Origin of the sequence: Paenibacillus sp. FSL R10-2736 (genome assembly GCF_038000245.1) — a bacterium.
Classification (GTDB): Bacteria; Bacillota; Bacilli; order Paenibacillales; family Paenibacillaceae; genus Paenibacillus_AQ; species Paenibacillus_AQ phytohabitans.
Window position 1 is genome coordinate 1,356,596 of sequence record NZ_JBBOBN010000001.1, and the last position, 18,617, is coordinate 1,375,212.

Genomic DNA, 18,617 nt, shown 5'->3' on the forward strand with positions numbered 1-18,617 from the left:
AATTGAAATGCAGAAGAAGGTTAAAAAAAGTTTTCTTGCAATCGCTTTAATGACGATGGTTGCAGCGACTGCTGCTTGCGGAAACAACACTAATAACACAGCGAACAGCACTACCGCGGGGGGCACTACAGCTGCGGCTACCACAGCTCCGGCAGGAGCAACCGGAGACGCCGGCACGCCGTTGACGCTCACATTAACCTGGTGGGGGTCCCAGGCAAGACATGACGCTACACTGAAGGCGCTCGACCAATATAAGGCGCTGAATGCGAATGTTACGTTTCAGACGCAGTTTTCCGGCTGGGACGGCTATTTTGACAAGCTGGCTGTACAATACTCCGCCAAAAGCGCGCCGGATATCATCCAGATGGATGCGGCTTATCTGAATGATTATGCGGCCAGAGGGCTGCTGGCTGATCTGAAGGACGTCAATGTGGATAATATTGAGGCTGCTACTGTAGACGGCGGTAAAGTAAACGGTACCCAATACGCTATGCCGCTGGGTGTTGCTGCACTTGGTATGGTATATGACAAGACGGTTGTTGAGAAGCTGGGCCTGGAAGCGCCGGACTTCGGCTGGACCTGGGATGATTATTATGCCTTCGGTGAAGCGGCCAAAGCGAAGCTTGGCGAGGATAAATATGTGTTCGCTGATCAGAGCGCCGATCTGGTAGACTACACCGCCTATCAATACAGCATGGGCAAAGGGTATATCTTCGACGCCGAAGGTAATCTTAGCATCGACAAGGACACATGGATCGGCTTCATGACCAAAATGAATGAGCTGCGTGACAGAGGCATCCTGACTCCGGCCGATATCACCACTACCGATAAAGAGCTTGACCCGCAGCTGGACAGTGTCATCAACGGCAACGCCGTAGTGCGTCACCTGTTCTCTAACCAGGTCGGCTCCATTGAAGCCCTGAAGCCGGGTGCATTCGGTTATGCCTCTATGCCGTACGGTACGGAAGCAGGCGGCTGGCTGAAGCCGGGAATGTTCTGGAGCGTTAATGCCCAGTCCGCCAACCAGGAGGAAGCCGTCAAATTTGTAGACTGGTTCGTGAACAATGAGGAAGCCGGCCAGACGCTGGGTCTGACACGCGGTACACCAATCAACTCCAAAGTGATTGAAGCACTCACGCCTACCTTCAGCGATGCGGACAAAACTTCGCTTGATTTCCTGAACAAGGTAACGCCGGATGCGCAGCAGTTCATCAATGACCCTCAAGGCTGGGGGAATTTCAAGAACGATTACAAAACGATTGTAGAAAAACTGCAGTTCAAGCAATCCACACCGGACAAAGCTTATGAAGAGCTGCTGAAGCTGGCAGAACAATACGCTGCGGAAACCAAATAATCCGCTATCGGGACCAGCCGCAGGTGCGGCTGGTTCTTTTTGTACAAGATAGTCCAGAATTGAAAGAACAACCGCGGAATGGAATGCATTTGTGTTCTAAAGTGAAAGATTCCGGTTCTATTCTCTCTCATGGAGAAGCTGAATGATCCTTTATAATGGGCACGTACTCATGATAACGCTTTCTTACGGGAGGCGGAAAATAGGTTACGGGGAGGTTAGTTATTATTATGAAGGCAATCAGGTGTAGCAAAAGTAAATCATGGCTGTCCGTGCTGATCATTACGGTAATATTGTTTGGAATGTTTCCGGGTGCAGGCCCGGCAGAGGCAAAGACAACTCAGGGTTCGGGCACCGTTTATTATGTTGACAGTACTGCAGGCAGCGACAGCAATCCGGGCACGGCTGACAGCAGCCCGTGGCAGACGCTGGGCAAAGTGAACGGTACGGTCTTTCAGCCGGGGGACCGGATTCTGCTGAAATCCGGCAGTATATGGAATAACCAGACGCTGGCACCCCAGGGTTCGGGCAGCGCAGGCAAGCCGATTATCATTGACCGCTACGGCAGCGGGGATAAGCCTAAGATCAAGGCGAACGGGCAACATGCCGATGCGATTACCTTGAGTAATCAGCAATTCTGGGAGATCCGTAATCTGGATGTATCGAATACCGCGCCGGTAACGGGCAGCTTCGCCCAGTCGCTAGGCGATTTCCGCGGAATCCATGTCACGGGCGCGGATGCCGGCAAGCTTGAGTATATCCGTATCAGCGGTGTAGATGTGCATGATGTATCGGGAGAAATCGCCTGGATCAGCGGCACTGTGCCGCCGGTACCGGACCCGGGAATCCGCTTCAAGACCGGCTGGGACGGATCGAAGAAAACCGGCGGCATTGTGTTCGACACAAAGGTTGCCGACCCGAAGCACCCGCAGCAGGCTACTGTTTTCAACGATGTGATTATTGAGAATTCAACGGTTAAGAACACGTCATTCGGCGGGATCATATTCAAGCAGTATGCCGGTGATGGCGGCGGGGACAGCAGCAGCGGTGTCGTAAGCACCGGCTGGGGTGCACGCGACAGTGAGAGTGATCCGAAATTCACCCCTCATACGAACATCATCATCCGGGGCAACTATATTACGCAGAAGGACACGGATTTCGGCTGCAATGCGATGTATCTGACCGGGGTGAGAGGTGCGGTCGTAGAGAATAACGTAGTGGAAGGTGCAGGCACTTCCGGAATTGAGACTTATTATGCTGATGATATAGTCATCCAGTATAACGAGGTGTTCAAGACCTCCCAAAAAGCAGGCGGAGCGGATTCCAACGGCATTGACCCTGACAAGGGAACGACCAAAATGCTGATCCAGTACAATTATGTGCATGACAACGGGGACGGTATCCTGATCTGCCAGTTCAGCTTCGGGGATACCATCATCCGCTACAATGTGCTGGAGAGCAATACCCGTTATCCGATCTACCTGCATTCGGACAAGAAAGCAGTAGCTGAGGTATACAACAATACGATCTATAATGATGCCAGCGGGTATATGATCTACGGCTACGGTACCTCGCTGAATGCCACCTACAACATCCGCAACAATATTCTGTATACAACCCGCGCCGTTCAGGAACTGACGGTGAGCCCGACGATTACTTATGACAATAACAGCTACTATTCTACGGTTGGCACACTTACGCCCCCGGCAGGCGATCTTCATGCCTTGACCGGTAATCCGCAGCTGACAGATCCGGGGAAGGGTATATCCGGTTCTGAAGCAGACGGACCTGCTTTAGGCAGCCTCGGCAGCATATATCAGCTGAAGCCGGAATCTATGCTGGTTAACCGGGGAGTGAATATTCTGGCTGAAAGCTCCGGAGTACAAGATTTCGCAGGGCAACCGCTCTACAATGGTAACGCTGATCCCGGGGCATTCGAGTATTATGATGCTTCGCTGAACACAGCAGCTGTGGCTGGCAGGGTGACGAACAGCGCAGGCAATGGCATGAGCGGCGTCACGGTAAGTGATTTGTCCGGCAGCGGGCTGCAGGCCGTTACGGACAACTCCGGCTATTATGTCATTAAAGGTGCCGTTGTCGGCAGCAGCATCAACCTGCAGGCCGTTAAGAACGGCTATACTCCAGGCGAAACCGGGAGCTTCAGCGTTGAGGCAGGCAATGTCATTACCCGCGATCTGCGGCTGACCTCTAACGCGGCAACAGGCTCCATCACCGGTAGGGTGCTGGATGGCGGGTTGGCTGCAGCGGCAGGAGTGACAGTGACCCTTATGCTGGATGGATTACCTGTACTGAGCGCTGAGAGTGATCTTAACGGTCTGTACAGCTTCCCGGCAGTGGAGGTAGGGGAGAATTATACAGTCTCCGCGGCTAAAGAGGGCTTCAGAACGGCAGAGGTGCCCGGCATTCATGTGGAGCCAGCGCTCAACACGGCCGTATCTGAGCTGTATGTGGTAAGCAAGCAGGCGGTCTTGCTGAGTGCTTCCGGTTACAATGATCTGGACACAGATGCCAAGCCGGGCGAACCTTGGACGGTGACGGCTAACGGCGGGAGTGTGGGGGCAGCTGAACTGCCAAGTGCCTCCGACAAAAGCATCAAGCTTACCCGCAGCAGCAATAGCGGCAATACCTCCATGGCGCAGACCTTTGCTGCCGGAAGTCTGAAGGGTATAGTCACGCTGACGGCTGATGTCATGAAGCTCGACAATGCGGGCAGTACGAACTGGATCAGCCTGCCTTATATTTATAGCAGTGCCGGAACAGCGAGTACGAACGTGGGTGTATCGCTGGCTTTTTCCAAAGGGCAGATTGTCGCTTACAAGGGCGGAACTTCGACTAATCTAATGCCTTATGAACCGGGTACATGGTACAACCTGCGGCTGGTGATGAACACCGGATCCGGCAAATTCGATCTGTACGTCAATGATATTCCAGTCGTCCAGCAGGCCGCCTTCCGTAATAAAATTCCCGATATCGGCCGCATTGACTACTACGCCAACAGCTCTAATTATGGCACGGCCTATATCGATAATGTACAGCTCTATCAAGGAATTCCCTATGAGCGTAATGATGCCGGAATAACAGAGGTTACGGCGGATCTGGGCCCTCTGACCAAACAAGGAGAGGATTACAGTCTGGAGGTTCCGTACTTTATGGAGACTGTACAGCTGACAGCGACGGTAAACAGCCCAAACATTTCTTCTTTGACTATCAATGGTCTGGCAGCTATAAGCGGACAGCCTTCAGAAGAGGTTATGCTGGAAGAAGGCGTTAATACCATTCCGGTAGTTGTTACTGCCGAAGACGGCGTTACAGCACGCACAGTTAATGTAATTATTAACCGTACACCTGCTGCACTTGATTCTACCCTGCGGAACCTGCGGATTGCTGGCAGCAAAGGTGAGGCATTATCGTTCTCTCCCGCATTTGCTTATGATCAGGACAGCTATACGGTGAGCGTTCCGGCAAGCGTATACGGGTTGAAGGTAATGCCGCTGGCAGGAGCATCCGGCACGGAGATCCGCGTGAATGGAACAGTGACCGGCAGCAGCGAAGCCTCTGAAGAGATTACGCTTAGGGAGAGCGTCAGTGAAATTGCTGTGACGACTGCCTCGGCAGATGGCACGGATTATAGAACCTATCTAATTACTGTCAACTGGGAAGGAACTTATATTCCCGCTGAACCTGAACCTGAGCCTGAGATTAGGGATTCCGCAGTGAATCCGTTATCCGCAGTCTTTGATAAGAATCCGGCAAATCGTCAGCCGGTTATGCTTGAAGTAGAGTGGAACGGCAATACGCTCTCAGCGATCCGCAGTGGCGGGACGGAACTGGGCGAAACGGATTACAGCGTCACCGGCAATGTGTACGGCATCGCAACTTCATACCTCGTTCAGCAGCCGCTCGGTACGATAACGCTGGTCTTCGATTTCGACCAGGGTAAGGATGCCACTGTGGCTATCCGGATTATGGATACGACTGAGGGAACAGATCCGGGAACATCGGAGCCAGGGACAGATCCGGGAACAACAGAGCCGGGAACCAGTCCGGAGACAGGGACTGCTCCGGTAAATTCCGGCGGCACCGGCAGTTTAACTGCTGTGCTGCCGGCTGTTACGGTCAGCAGCGGCAAGCTTACCGCGAACCCGCAGGCGGCTGCCGGATCAGCAACAGCGGAGGTAGCCCTAACCCGGGAAGCGCTGGAGCAGGCGCTTGCTCTTGCGGCGGCAGAGGGCAACAGCGGGAACCGGGTAACGGTGACCGTTAACCCGTCCGCAGGCGCTGCCGCCTATGAAATCTCACTGCCCGCCACAGCTTTGAGCGCAGCAGCGCAGGGGCAGACGCTGGAGATTCAGACAGCGTTGGCTACAGTAGTTCTGCCCGCCGGGATGCTGGAGGGTGAACAGGCGGTGCTGGGAGATACGGTGGTGCTGAAGATTTCTGCAGCGGATATAACCGCCGCGAATTCACTGGTTACCACTGCAAACGGAGGAAGACCCGCAGTGGAACTCTCTATCAGCTCCGGCGGCAAGGAGTTGAGCTGGAAGAATAGTTCAGCGCAGGTAGAGGTCAGCATTCCCTACAAGCTGACTACCGCCGAACTGTTGAATGCTGAATTCCTGGCCATATGGCATATTGATGAGAACGGCCTCAGCCACCCGGTTACCGGAGGCCGCTATAAACCGGAATCCGCAGCAATAAGCTTTAAGGTCCGCCACTTCAGCACTTATGCTGTGGTATTAAACCGCATAACTTTTGCTGATCTTGGGACTGTACACTGGGCCAGCCGGCCGGTTGCAGTACTGGCGTCTACAGGCATTCTGAATGGCGTCTCCGCCCATTCCTTCGCCCCGGACGCGGCCGTCACCAGAGCTGATTATACTCTTATGCTGATGCGTACATTCGGCCTGGAGAGCAGCGGGGCCGCAGCATCCGGATTCACAGATGTGCTGCCGGGCAGCTACTTCTATGAAGCGGTGAATGCTGCCCATAGGCTGGGGATCGTCAGCGGCAGCACGGATGGAAGCTTTGCTCCGGCTGCACCGATTACGAGACAAGAAATGATTGTCATGACCGACAGAGCGCTGGAGCTTGCGGGAATCCATGCTCCGTCCTCTGATAGCAGTACTGCCGGGACCGCGGCGGCAGGCATCAGGGATCTGGATTCTGTAGCCGGTTATGCCGCAGAAGCCGTAAACCGCATGCTTGAAGCCGGATGGATTCAGGGGGACGGCGGAATGATTCAACCCGTAAATACAGCCAGCCGCGCGGAAGCGGCAATGCTTCTGTATAATATTTACAAAGAAATGTAGCAGCCGCATCATTACAACCCCCAAGCGATAAGCCGCTTGGGGGTTGTTGTTTTTTTGCAGGACAGAGCCTGGCGAGGATAAGCTGCAGCTTACTGGGTGCTGGAGCAGGTGAGCGTACGCAGGTGAGCGCACCGTCAGCAGAATGAAACGGACTGAGAAGACCTTATTTCCCTGAAAAACCCTTTTCCGGGACTTAAGCGGACTGAGAATCAGCTATCTTGCTCATTTGAGCCTGAAACAGGCTGTCGCAGGCCAATTAACGGAATCTGAGTCCGCTTAGCCGGCAAATCTGCCCCATTTCGGCAAATAGCGGATTTTCAGTCCGCCTGACTGGCTGAGGTTCCCCGATGGGCTATGGGGCTAAGATAAGCCCCGCCAAGCACTATATTATTCCCCGTGTGAGCAGCGCCGTCACGAACTCATAATATGACTCCGGCTCTCCTCCAGCAGCTCGGCATAATATCCTCCCCGCTGCCGCAGCTCACGGGGATGTCCGGATTCGGCGATCCGGCCTTCCTTCATCGCAATGATAAGATCCGCACCGGCAATCGTAGACAGCCGGTGGGCGATGATCAGCGTCGTTCTGCCGCTGGCGACGTTGTCGATCGCCTTCTGGATCAGCTTCTCTGTATGTGTGTCGATGTTAGCGGTGGCTTCATCGAGCACGAAGATCGCCGGATCATGGGCGATGGCCCGGGCGAAGGAGATCAGCTGCCGCTGGCCGGCAGACAGGGTGCCGCCCCGCTCGGTGACCGGGCCCTCCATCCCGCCGGGAGAGCCCAGCACGAACTCTTCCGCGCAGGAAGCCTGCAGCGCTTCCAGCACGTTCTCCTCGGCAATATCATCGCCAAGGGTGATGTTGTCGCGGATCGTGCCGGAGAACAGGAAGACATCCTGAAGCACGACGGAAATATTCCGCCGCAGATCATCCAGCCGGATATCGTTCACATTGACACCGTCAATCAGAATCTCGCCTTTCTGCACGCGGTAGAAGCCGTTGATCAGACTGATAATTGTAGTTTTGCCTGCACCGGTCTCACCGATGAAGGCGGCGGTCTGCCCTTTAGCAATCACGAAGCTTACATCCTTCAGCACCCAGTCGGCGTCGTTATAGGCGAACCAGACATGGCGGAACTCAATGGTTCCGTGCAGGCGGTCCATCGATAAGCCGCGATCCGGTTGCTCCAGGCGGTCCTCCTCACGGATCAGCTCATAGATACGCTCTGTGGATACGAGGGCAGACTGTATGGAGGTGTACTTGTCGGCCAGGTCGGAGATGGGGCCAAAGAACTGCTTGATGTACGTTGTGAACGCAAACAGCACGCCAATCTGCAGGTTGCCGCCGGAGATCCGGCTGATGCTGTACCAGACCAGAATGGCTACGGCCAGACTCTGGAACATATCCGAGGCGGGCTTCAGCACACTGTTGAGCCGGACCTGAATCAAGGTGGTTTTGAAATATTCCCCGTTCAGCTTCAGGAATTGAGCCTTTTTTTCCTTTTCTGCGCGGAAGCTTTGGATAACCCGCATCCCGGAGATACTCTCAGCAATGAACCCGTTGATCTGTCCAATAAAGTGCTTCATATGGAAGAAGTTCTTTTTGATCCGGTTCTTAATGAAGAGAACCAGGAAGGCCATCACCGGAATCACGGTAAAAGAAACCAGTGTTAAGGACGGGCTGAGCAGCAGCATGGCGTAGATGATCCCCAGCAGCAGCAGGACATCCTTGACCAGCGAGATGACCACATCGGTGTATAGCTCGCTGATCTCAGCTGTATCGTTGGTGGCCCGGGTAATCAGCCGCCCGGAGGAGGTCCGGTCCAGATAAGGCAGGGGGAGCCGTTCAATGATGGAGAACACTCTGACCCGCAGCTCATGGATCAGGCTCTGTCCCGCTTTGCCGGCAATCAGCGCCTGAAGATACGAGAAGATCCCGCCAGCCGCGGCTACGGTCACATACAGCAGGGCTAAGCCCCCAATCGAATTCAGTCCGCTCTGAGCAGCGCCTCCGATCAGGAAGTGGTCGATCACGCGCTGCAGAATCAGCGGCTGGATCAGAAAAGCGCCATTTACAATCACCACGCACAGACAGGCAAGCAGAAGCTGGAACTTGTAAGGGGCAGATAACCGCAGCAGCAGCCTTACTGCACCAGCTTCGGATTTGTCCCGTCTAGCAGACCTCTCCTTCTTCAAGCTGTTCGGTATAGATGTCATAATACATGCCTCCTTTCTTCATCAGCTGCTCGTGGGTGCCCCGTTCGGCAATGCGCCCTTTATCCAGCACGATGATCTCGTCGGCTTCCATAATGCCCGATACCCGGTGGGAGATCAGGATATTGCTCTTCCCCTTGCGGGTCTGCCGCAGGCTGTTCAGAATCTGCCCTTCCGTTACCGCATCAACCGCTGACAGCGCATCGTCCAGAATCAGGATCGCCGGTTTCCGGATCAGTGCCCGCGCGATTGCGAGCCGCTGCTTCTGCCCGCCAGACAGGTTCACACCGCGTTCACCCAGCAGAGTGTCATAGCCGTCCGGGAACGCCTCGATACTTCCGGCAATTTGGCTGAGCGCTGCGGCATGCTGCACATCCTCGTCCGTATAGCCGTCTTTGAACAGGACAATATTGTCCTTCACGGAGGCGGCGAATACGAAGGTATCCTGCGGCACAACCCCAAGCCCCTCCCGCAGCGGGTCCAGGGCATAATCGTTGATATCCCGCCCGTCGAGCAGAATGTGCCCAGGCTTCACGTTGAAGAAGCGGAAGAGGAGGGAGGCCAGGGTGCTTTTGCCGGAGCCGGTCCTGCCGATGATTCCCAGCGTGTGTCCTTTTGGCAGAACGAGCGAGATCTCACGCAGTGCCGGAACATCGGAACCTTCGTAATAGAAAGTCAGCTGGCGCAGCTCCATAGCTCCTTCCGGCTGAATAGGGACAGCGTTGGGGAGATCCTTGATTTCAGGCTGAACCCGCAGAATATCATTTAATCTTCCGAGTGAAGCCAACCCGCGCTGGAATATCGTCACGATCCGTCCGATCGACACAATGGGACTTACAATCAGACTGAGGTAGCCGTTAAAAGCGACAAAGTCACCAATACTGATCTCCCCCCGCAGCACCATCCGGCCGCCAAACATCAGATTCATGACGAAACAGACGGCGAAGCCGAATTCAATCATCGCAGGAAGGGCGGCGGAAACTTTAATCAAATCGAGGTTGGCTTGCTTCATACGGCTGCTCAACTCACTGAATTTCTCCATTTCCGAGCGTTCCTGCACATAAGCCTTAATGACGCGGATGCCCGAAATGTTCTCCTGAACCCTGTCCGAGACGGCGCCGAACTGATTCTGTACGATTCTGAACCGGGTCTGAACCTTGCGGCCGCTGAAGAGCATCAGGAGGATGATGAAGGGAAGCGGGGACAATGTGAGTAGAGTGAGGCTGGGGCTGACTGACGCGAACATGAAATAGACCGAGGAGATACAGATAACAATTCCGTTAAAAGACATCGCCGTAGCCGGACCGAAGGTCATGCGCACCGCTGAAATGTCGTTGATGGCATAGGCGATCAGGTCGCCGGTCTTGCGGCTGCTGAAGAATCCGGGAGAGAGCTTCAGGAAATGCCGGTACAGCTCCTCGCGGATGTAGCATTCCAGGTTCCTCCCGTTCGCGATAATAATGTTTCTCCAGAGGAAGGTACAGAGGAAGACGATAGCGGCAATCAGCACCATCCAGAAGACCTGGGTCAGCACCTGCCCCGGCTCAAAGCCGTTATTCTTCATCAGATCGACCGCACTGCCAAGCACCTTGGGGAACAGCGTTTGAATGAAGGAGGCGGCGAACATGAAGGCGAAGCCTATAATGTAGCTTAGCTTGCGTGACTTGAAGAACCGCAGTAATACAGATGAATTCATCGGTTTCCCACCTTTACAATACCCTTGTTATAGATAGTGCGCATGTTAAATAAAGAGCCCGGGTTTACAAAATCACAGCTCACGCACAGAGTCCCGTTCCACCAGTGTGCTGAGAATGGCGATGTTCTCGGCAGGCTTGCCGGGCTCAGCGATCCGTTTGAGCAGCGTGCTGACAACTGTGCGGCATGAATATTCGATATTGAGATCCATCGTGGTCAAAGCGGGCAGCGAGAAGGCCGAGACCTCGGTATTGCCGCTGCTGAGCACCGACACCTCTCCCGGCACCTTGATGCCATGCTCCTGCAGCTCGCGAAGCAGTTCAACCGCGGTGAAATCATGATCGCAGATGAATGCGCTGGGCAGCAGGCCGTCCGCAATAAGGCCGGACAGTCTCTGATGAAGAGTCTCATCCCGCCCCAGAAAAAGCTTCTCATCCACAGGCACCCCGTGCTCTTCCAATGCAGAGGTGATGCCGGTTTTCTTTTCCTTGTTGCGGTAAGCACTGGGATCTCCAATGAAACCAATCCGGCGGTGCCCCCGGTCCAGCAGATATTTGCACTGCTTATAGCCGGCGCCCAGGAAACTGAACCATACACTGTCGTAATCATAGGCCGGTGAATAACCGGTATAGAAAATCAGATTCGGAATCTGCTCATGGATAAACGAGGCGTATTCCAGATTAAACCGGCCGATCAGAATAACCCCGTCGAACTTGAACCCCCGGCTCAGGCGGTAAGGCAGGATCAGCTTATTCTGATTCTCCTTATCCAGAAACTCGATGCTGTAATCGGTCTCCGCCTTCTGCAAAGCGAGCTCAATCCCTTGTACCATGTAGCTGAAATTGCTGTTATCATGCGAATAGGGCTTCTGGTGCAGCACCAGAATTCGGGCAGGCGTATGCTTTTTGGGCTTAATATAGCCCATTTCCGCTGCTTTCCGCACAATGGCCGCCTTCAGCTCGTCGCTGATTCCGGGTTGATTGCTGAGTGCCCGGCTGATTGATACAGGTGAGAGGCCCATGGCCTGGGCGATATGTGTGATCGTTACTTTTTTAGTCTTCAAAAGAATCCCCCGCTTTATCGTGCTGCCGCAGTATATCGCTTCCGGCACTGTTATTATAATCATCCATTCCATAGGAATCTACGATAAAAAACGTAAAAAACAACGTAAAAAATAAATTTTTTTAACGTAAATTTAAGGACAATCGTGTGCATCTCTTATTCGTAAATATTTTTGACATCAATATGGGGTTTACTGGGAACCGTTTCGGATCTGCGGAGTCTTATTGGGCGAGAGGGGAGAGTGAAGCATGCAAAGTAGAGAGATGCCTTATAGCGTGACCATCGCTCCGTCCATAACCCTGCGGGAAATGATGGAGACTTACGGTTCGGATGTGTGGAACTATGCTTTTTTCTTAACCCGCAGCCGGGAGCAGGCAAGTGATATCAGCCAGGAGGTATTCCTTAAGGCATATAAGAGTGTCGGCAAGTACCGGGGCCAGGCCACCTTGAAAACCTGGCTGCTGACCATCACGCGCAACACCGCGTTCAGCTGGAGGCGGAACAGCTTCTGGCGCAGATTCGCTCCGCTTGGCGACCGGGAGGATACCGGAGAAGCAGCCTTGTCCGCAGAGAAGGAAGCCATCGGCAATCAATATGCGAACCGCATCTGGGAGATCATTATGGAGCTGCCGGATAAGTACAGAGAGGTGCTGGTGCTGGATATTCAGCAGGACTTATCGGTGGCCGAGATGTCCGCTCTGCTCGGCATCGCGCAGGGGACCGTCAAATCCCGGCTCGGCCGGGCCCGAAATAAAGTGAGAACGGCGATAAAGGAGGAAGACCTGTGAAGAGAGAGAACGGGGACGAACAAGTACAAGTAATGAGCGGAACGCAGGATTGGTATGACAAAGCAGGACGCAACCCGCTGGCCGAGCCGGGCTTTACACCGCAGCTGATGGCCAAGATTGAACAGGCTGCCGAGGAGCGTTCTGCGGGAAAACGCAGTCTGCGGTTCGGGCGTATAGCAGGCCTTGGCGGACTGGCAGCGGTCTTGCTGTTCGGAGTGCTGCTCTGGCCGTTCGGACAATGGGGGAACAGCAATCCGATGGGGCAGCTGGCGGCGATCTTCAACCAAAGTTCTGGTGCAGCGGCAATTCAGCCTTCGGCATCACCTGCAGCTACTTCTTCCTCATCGCCGCAATCTTACAATCCGCCGATTGGCTCTGCTGAATTTGAGATAGGCGGGATGAAGTACTACATGCCGCTTCCGTTAAACAGGAACAAAGAAGCTGCGCGCGCCGTTGAAACGAATGCTGGTATTGTCTGGTCCCCGCCTCCTCCGATGGTGAATTACAGTAAACCAGGATATACGCACCCTACAGAGCCTTATGCACTGTACCTGTCTCCAAAGGGCCAGCCTGAGTTATCGGAAGCCTCAGCTAAGCGGATATATAGCTTTCCGCTGTATGCGGGCGGCTCGCAGTCTTATTATGGACTAACCGGAATCTTTGCCGGCGGCGATTATGTGATTATGCGTAGTGTCACTTATACCTTAGGTAGAAATGGAACCGGGACTCCGGATAAGTTTTCCGTCATAGATGTGACGGCTGCGGCTGCCGGAGCTACCGTAACTCCGCGTGATCTGCTAACCTTAAGCAATGAATATGGTTTATACAGATCCTTTATTGCATTCGATGCTGTGAATGAAGATATGCTGCTTGTCTATTATAGTAACAATGATAATAAAGGCTATAATGTCCATAGTAGCCTATATGATTTAGCGACTGGAGCTGTACAGAATGTAGACAGTAAGATCGGTATTGACGTTCAAGGGCAGCGGCAGATAGCTACGTATGAAGTGAACGGCAAGAAGCGGGCTACGGATATCTCCATGCTGCTCGGCCAGCAGTGGTATTACGATTGGTGGTATGAGGAACACGGAGAGCGGATTGAGCCGGTCGATACAGGAAAATAAGCGTCTGGGATTAATGAAGTTTGATAAAGCTCAATGATGCCTCAATGATGCTCAATGATGAATAGAATCACGTTACATTGTTGCGATACCGTAGCAGGTGCTACCAAGCTGCGGGCGCTGGTGCTGCCGTTGGCGCCGGAGCTGACGTGTGCGGGGTGGTGGAAGAGGAATCCCGGTGAGATTAGGGGGTTCCTCTTTGCTTTGCTCCCAACTCCCCGAATTCCCAACTCCCCAAGCCCCCAACTCCTGACCCTAACGGACTGTACAGCTCTTATTTTCTCTATTTGGCACATCTGGACACTCTTGCGGACTGGAGCGCGCTTATTGTCTCCCAATCGCGCAGTTTTCGGGTGAGTTACAGTGAATAAGAGCACTGGAGTCCGCAAGCCCGGCGAAATGATGCTTTTTGTGAAAATAAGCGCATCTCAGTCCGTTACTATCGTGCTGGCTGCGCTTTTTAGTATATTTGCTCATTGTCTTCTACTTCCCAGCCAATCATCGATATCGGGCCACTGGCCCACACCGGCCGCCAACCCCTAATATCATGCCACCCGCCAACCACAATCACCAATATTTCACCGCCAGCCCGCTATAGCCCGTCAATCCCCCGATAACACGCCGCCAGCCCACCGACAGTCGTCAATCACCAACCTCTCGCCCGCTATCCCACCCACCACCGCCAATCACCAATCAGCAACTATCACCCGTCAATCACAAAAGTCTCGACCCCAGCCCTACTATCCCCGCCACGTACGCTCTACTATCGCTTGTCCATCACCACCGCCAATCACAAAAGTCTCGATCCCAGCCCTACTATCTCCGCCACGTACCCTCTACTATCGCCTGCCCACCGCTAATGCCCCGGCACTATCCGCCCAATTCGGAATCACTTTCCCTAACCTTCGACACCTCATATTTCCAAATTCCGCGCCCTTAGCTCCATCCCTCTAGATAATTTACTAAAAAAAAGCTATACTTTTTGGTAATATCAGAAAGTAAAGTTTTTCTCCGTTTATCACTAGTAATCTTAGCGGTAACGTAACAACCGGGTTTGGTTCTATATAGAAGAGTGGGGCGGGGTAAATGAAAAAGCTGACCATAGAAGATGTGGCCCAGAAAGCGGGCGTATCGAAAAGCACAGTTTCGCAATTTTTGAATAAACGGTTCAAATATATGAGTGAGGCGACCAGACAGCGTATCGCTGAGGTTATCGATGAGCTGAACTACCAGCCGAATGGACTGGCCCGCAGCCTGAAGCAGAACCGTACGCATATGGTGGGTATTATTGTGGCCAATATTGATTATTCGTTGTCCATCCAGTGTATCCGGGCGATTGAGAATGAGCTGCAGCGCCACGGAATTCAGGTCATTATCTGCAACGCTGACGAGAATGCGGACAAGGAGAATACTTATGTGGAGACTCTGGTCGCCCGCCAGGTGGACGGTCTGATTATTTTCCCGACCGGCGATCAGGCCGCGCCATACATCAGGCTGATTGAAGCGGAATACCCGCTGGTCTTCATGGACCGGCTGGTAGACGGGATCTCGACCCAGAGCCTGCTGCTCGATAACGAGATGGCGGTGAAGACTGCGGTCAAGGAACTGACCAAACACGGGCATGAGGCGATCGCCATATTGTCACTGCCGCTTGGCCTGAATGCTATTACCCCGCGCAAAGAGCGGATGAGCGGTTACAAAAAAGCGATGGAGGAAGCTGGCCTGCCGCTGCAGGATGCCTATATGCGCAGTGTGCCGCGGGAAGAAATCGCCATTGCGCTGGATGAGCTGCTACGGCTTCCCCAGCCGCCGACGGCGCTGATTGCCGCCAATGATCTTGTACTAGGGGAGATCCTTAAGTACGCGAACCGTAATGCCATTGCCATTCCCGGCCAGCTGTCCGTCATCGGCATTGACGATGCCGAATTCGCCCGGATCTATAATCCGGATATCACTACGATCCGCCAGCCGGCTTATGAGATGGGCATGCAGGCTGCGAAGATTATGCTCTCCCTGATCAACGATGCGGACGGCTCCGTGCCGATTACCTACCGTTTTCCGCCTTCGCTGCAGCAGGGACAGTCGGTCCGGCCGCCGGTGCTGAAGAAATAAAACGGTTTATATAAAATTCTGCACGAAAAGGAGCGTCATATTAAGCCGGGTGGCTTATTTTGACGCTCTTTATTTCAAAATATAAGATTTCATATGCTGTTTGCTGAATCGCACTTCTTTGGCTCAGACGCTCCCGGCAGCTGCGGAAAGCTGTTTACACGCTAGCGTTCATGAATTTCTCCAGCCCGTCACGGGTTGGAAGTCCGTCCATATCGCCAGGGGACATCACGGCGAGCGCGCCGATTGCATTGCCGCGCTTCACAGCTTCGGCTACGCTCAGCTTCTCCAGCATGGCGCTGATTACGCCAACGGCGAAGCCGTCTCCGGCGCCGACTGTATCCACAACCTGCTCCACCTTGAAGCCGTCCACATAAGCTTCTTCACCGGCGGACGTTTTGTAATAAGCACCTTCAGGACCGAGCTTGATGACAACAAGGGATACGCCGCGTTCCAGATAGAAACCGGCAATCTCTTCCGGAGTATCAAGGCCGGTCAGGATTTTGCCTTCACCGTGTCCCGGCAGGAACCAGTCGCAGCGGGTCGCCAGGTCATTGATTGTATTGACCATGGTTTCTGTGTCCGGCCAGAGGGTCGGGCGCAGATTCGGGTCGAGCGAGATGGTTTTGCCGCGCTGCTTCATGAATTCCATGGCATGCAGCGAGAACTCATGGCAGGAAGCCGAGAGGGCGGAAGAGATACTGGTCACATGCAGATGGCCTGCAGAAGCGAAATAATCCTCATTGAAGTCAGCCAGGCTCAGCTTGGAGGCGGCGGAATTTTTGCGGAAATATTCAACCTTAGGATCTCCGGTCAGCACTTTGGATTTGATCAGCATGCCGGTGGAGAACTCCTTGGTTGTTGTAATGCTGTCCGTATCAATCTTCTCTTTATTCAGCGCACCGACGATGAATTGGCCGAAGTTGTCTTCTCCAAGCTTGGTCACATAACCGGTCAGGTGCTCCAGGCGTGACAATCCGGTGGCCACATTGCTCTCCGCACCTGCCAGCGCTTTCGAGAAAGAAGTAACCTCATGCAAGGGGCCGGCTTCATTGGCGTAGAACATGGCCATAGGCTCCCCGAATGTGACTGCATCCAGCTGTTTACTCATTAATAGTTCCTCCTAAAAGTTTTGATAGCATCGGCTTCCTGAATTTACTTCGCAAAACTCGCTACGGAAGCATACGCTTAAGTTTTGATAGCATCGGCTTCCTGAATTCACTTCGCAAAACTCGCTACGGAAGCGTACTCGAAAGGTTTGGTAAGCATAAGCTAAGGTTCAGCATGAACCCCGTATAAAGCTGTGGGATAGAATATAAATTGAAATTATCACATAAAACGGTTTTGTACAATATGGCATTGCTCATTCAACGGTCTTATTTTATTAGGAAGTTGCGTAACTCAAGCCATAAATCCTTGATATATAAGCTTTTTATACGTTTCCTTTAAGTGTATTTCCGTTGTTCACATAAATATATATTGACTGATGGCAACAATATTATTACTATTTTCTTAGAAGGATAAAGCCTGGTGTTAGTAAATTAGATAAATTAGTTTATCTAAATAAATATTCTTATCAGAATGTACCCAGAGAGGAAGTTTCTAAATGAAGAAAATCAAAGTATTGCAGAACATCACGTCTGTTGGCGTTGTAGCCGTTATCCGCGCGGATAATGCCGATGATGCTTATAAAATGTCGGCAGCCTGTATTGAAGGCGGACTGAACAACATTGAAGTCACCTTCACGACTCCGGATGCGGATGTGGCGATCAAGCGCCTCGTTGCCGAATATGGAAGCCGCGCTGTGATCGGTGCAGGTACAGTGCTCGACCCGCTTACCGCAAGAATCGCTATTCTGGCCGGTTCGGAATTTGTGGTCAGCCCTTCTTTTGAAGAAGATACCGCCAAGATGTGTAATCTTTACGGCATTCCTTATATGCCTGGCTGCATGACGCTGAATGAAATGAAGGAAGCCCTGAAGCTGGGCGTGGATGTGCTGAAGCTGTTCCCTGGCAGTGCGTTCGGACCTGATTATGTCAAGGCTGTTAAGGGCCCGATGCCGCATGTGAACATTATGCCTACCGGCGGCGTGGATCTGAACAATATGGAGAAGTGGATCAAGAACGGCTGTATCGCTGTCGGCATCGGGGGCAACCTGACTGCACCGGCCAAAGAAGGCCGTTATGACCAGATCACAGAACTGGCTGCACAGTATGTGGCGAAATTCAAAGAGATCCAAGGTCTGTAAGCTGGCAGAGCCGTTCGCGGATCTGAAGCTTAATACCATGTGAAATGTCTTGCCTCTATTGGGCAGGGCATTTTTTTGTCTGCCTGATTTCCCGGATGTGTAAATGATGGAAAAGGGCCGATCAGGGCAATACTTACAACTAGGACTGGGGTGCTGGAGCGCCTGCCGAAATTGATGAGCTTTCCTGAAAGGTGATGCTATGCCGGACGATGAGATTCGCAGCAAGCTGTATCCCACTTTGAATATGGAAGAGGCGGAGTATATAGAAATCCGCTCCGCTGTACACGGCTGCAGGGTGACTATAGGGGCTTTTTATAAGCTGCACCGGAACTATAATCACCCGCAACTTTTTACGCAGGGGGAAGTATATGTGCTTGATGATGATTCCAGAGAGAATTATGCCGTCCTCCTGCTGTGCGCAACTACACTTTATAAATTATAGGGCAGTCTTCATTCGCAGGAGGTTATCGTGCGGGGCTGCCTGCTTTTCATGTCATTTTTGTAACAAACTTCTATAAAAGAGTATTTGAATGATTGAAGCATCCCCTGTATGCTTAGTAAGGATTATGGACCGGTCTGCGGCAGCCGCAGAAAACGGAAACCTGGTCTTCCTTATGGCGTTATTATCCAAGTTTGGTATTCCAAAAATATTGATTACAGGCTTGCAACAAATTCGCAGTCTTGCGCGTCAGTAAGATT

12 protein-coding genes are annotated in these 18,617 nt (G+C 52.8%); 8 read left to right on the top strand and 4 right to left on the bottom strand.

Annotated elements, in window-relative coordinates:
* Positions 1-7 precede the first annotated feature (7 nt).
* Together NSQ73_RS05880 and NSQ73_RS05885 are read left to right on the top strand one after the other, a co-directional pair.
* Entirely contained in the window at positions 8-1,354 is a 1,347-nt protein-coding gene (locus tag NSQ73_RS05880; protein WP_340985705.1) for an ABC transporter substrate-binding protein, read from the top strand.
* Between the two features lie 227 nt (positions 1,355-1,581).
* Positions 1,582-6,681, top strand: coding sequence for an S-layer homology domain-containing protein (locus NSQ73_RS05885; RefSeq protein WP_340985706.1), 5,100 nt, complete (start codon positions 1,582-1,584; stop codon positions 6,679-6,681).
* Positions 6,682-7,092: 411 nt separating this feature from the next.
* Here the strand turns inward: NSQ73_RS05885 and NSQ73_RS05890 are convergent, their stop codons facing one another.
* The 3 genes from NSQ73_RS05890 to NSQ73_RS05900 all read right to left on the bottom strand — a co-directional run bounded on the left by NSQ73_RS05890 (position 7,093) and on the right by NSQ73_RS05900 (position 11,650).
* Positions 7,093-8,895 carry an ABC transporter ATP-binding protein gene (locus NSQ73_RS05890; RefSeq protein WP_340985707.1) on the bottom strand — a complete coding sequence of 601 codons (1,803 nt, stop codon included), beginning with the start codon at positions 8,893-8,895 and terminating at the stop codon, positions 7,093-7,095.
* Positions 8,852-10,588: an ABC transporter ATP-binding protein gene (locus NSQ73_RS05895; RefSeq protein ID WP_340985708.1), complete on the bottom strand. Its 1,737-nt coding sequence runs from the start codon at positions 10,586-10,588 to the stop codon at positions 8,852-8,854. Before NSQ73_RS05895 ends, NSQ73_RS05890 begins: the two co-directional genes overlap by 44 nt.
* 72 nt (positions 10,589-10,660) lie before the next feature.
* Positions 10,661-11,650, bottom strand: coding sequence for a LacI family DNA-binding transcriptional regulator (locus NSQ73_RS05900; protein ID WP_340985709.1), 990 nt, complete (start codon positions 11,648-11,650; stop codon positions 10,661-10,663).
* Between the two features lie 247 nt (positions 11,651-11,897).
* On the opposite strand from NSQ73_RS05900, the gene NSQ73_RS05905 reads away from it, so the two are divergent.
* From NSQ73_RS05905 to NSQ73_RS05915, 3 genes are all read left to right on the top strand, one after another.
* On the top strand, positions 11,898-12,437 hold the full coding sequence (locus tag NSQ73_RS05905; protein WP_042139479.1) for an RNA polymerase sigma factor: 540 nt from the start codon (positions 11,898-11,900) through the stop codon (positions 12,435-12,437).
* Positions 12,434-13,564, top strand: a complete 1,131-nt coding sequence (locus NSQ73_RS05910; RefSeq protein ID WP_340985710.1) for a hypothetical protein — start codon at positions 12,434-12,436, stop codon at positions 13,562-13,564. Before NSQ73_RS05905 ends, NSQ73_RS05910 begins: the two co-directional genes overlap by 4 nt.
* Before the next feature lie 1,083 nt (positions 13,565-14,647).
* Entirely contained in the window at positions 14,648-15,673 is a 1,026-nt protein-coding gene (locus NSQ73_RS05915) for a LacI family DNA-binding transcriptional regulator (protein ID WP_171720958.1), read from the top strand.
* 154 nt (positions 15,674-15,827) lie between these two features.
* Here NSQ73_RS05915 and NSQ73_RS05920 read toward each other — a convergent pair whose 3' ends face one another.
* Positions 15,828-16,781 (bottom strand): sugar kinase, encoded by a 954-nt coding sequence (locus NSQ73_RS05920; RefSeq protein ID WP_340985711.1) that lies wholly within the window; start codon positions 16,779-16,781, stop codon positions 15,828-15,830.
* Positions 16,782-17,276: 495 nt separating this feature from the next.
* Here NSQ73_RS05920 and NSQ73_RS05925 point away from each other — a divergent pair, with 495 nt between their 5' ends.
* The 3 genes from NSQ73_RS05925 to NSQ73_RS05935 all read left to right on the top strand — a co-directional run bounded on the left by NSQ73_RS05925 (position 17,277) and on the right by NSQ73_RS05935 (position 18,613).
* A complete protein-coding gene (locus NSQ73_RS05925; protein WP_042238620.1) occupies positions 17,277-17,918 on the top strand; it encodes a bifunctional 2-keto-4-hydroxyglutarate aldolase/2-keto-3-deoxy-6-phosphogluconate aldolase in 642 nt (213 codons plus the stop codon).
* Positions 17,919-18,117: 199 nt separating this feature from the next.
* Positions 18,118-18,360 (top strand): hypothetical protein, encoded by a 243-nt coding sequence (locus tag NSQ73_RS05930; RefSeq protein ID WP_340985712.1) that lies wholly within the window; start codon positions 18,118-18,120, stop codon positions 18,358-18,360.
* Between the two features lie 88 nt (positions 18,361-18,448).
* Positions 18,449-18,613: a hypothetical protein gene (locus NSQ73_RS05935; protein ID WP_179093540.1), complete on the top strand. Its 165-nt coding sequence runs from the start codon at positions 18,449-18,451 to the stop codon at positions 18,611-18,613.
* The last annotated feature ends 4 nt before the right edge of the window (positions 18,614-18,617 follow it).

Coding starts and splice junctions, on each gene's coding strand:
- NSQ73_RS05880 (WP_340985705.1), top strand. CDS start 8: ATGCAGAAGAAGGTTAAAAAAAGTTTTCTTGCAATCGCTTTAATGACG.
- NSQ73_RS05885 (WP_340985706.1), top strand. CDS start 1,582: ATGAAGGCAATCAGGTGTAGCAAAAGTAAATCATGGCTGTCCGTGCTG.
- NSQ73_RS05890 (WP_340985707.1), bottom strand. CDS start 8,895: ATGACATCTATACCGAACAGCTTGAAGAAGGAGAGGTCTGCTAGACGG.
- NSQ73_RS05895 (WP_340985708.1), bottom strand. CDS start 10,588: ATGAATTCATCTGTATTACTGCGGTTCTTCAAGTCACGCAAGCTAAGC.
- NSQ73_RS05905 (WP_042139479.1), top strand. CDS start 11,898: ATGCAAAGTAGAGAGATGCCTTATAGCGTGACCATCGCTCCGTCCATA.
- NSQ73_RS05915 (WP_171720958.1), top strand. CDS start 14,648: ATGAAAAAGCTGACCATAGAAGATGTGGCCCAGAAAGCGGGCGTATCG.
- NSQ73_RS05920 (WP_340985711.1), bottom strand. CDS start 16,781: ATGAGTAAACAGCTGGATGCAGTCACATTCGGGGAGCCTATGGCCATG.
- NSQ73_RS05925 (WP_042238620.1), top strand. CDS start 17,277: ATGAAGAAAATCAAAGTATTGCAGAACATCACGTCTGTTGGCGTTGTA.
- NSQ73_RS05930 (WP_340985712.1), top strand. CDS start 18,118: ATGCCGGACGATGAGATTCGCAGCAAGCTGTATCCCACTTTGAATATG.
- NSQ73_RS05935 (WP_179093540.1), top strand. CDS start 18,449: ATGATTGAAGCATCCCCTGTATGCTTAGTAAGGATTATGGACCGGTCT.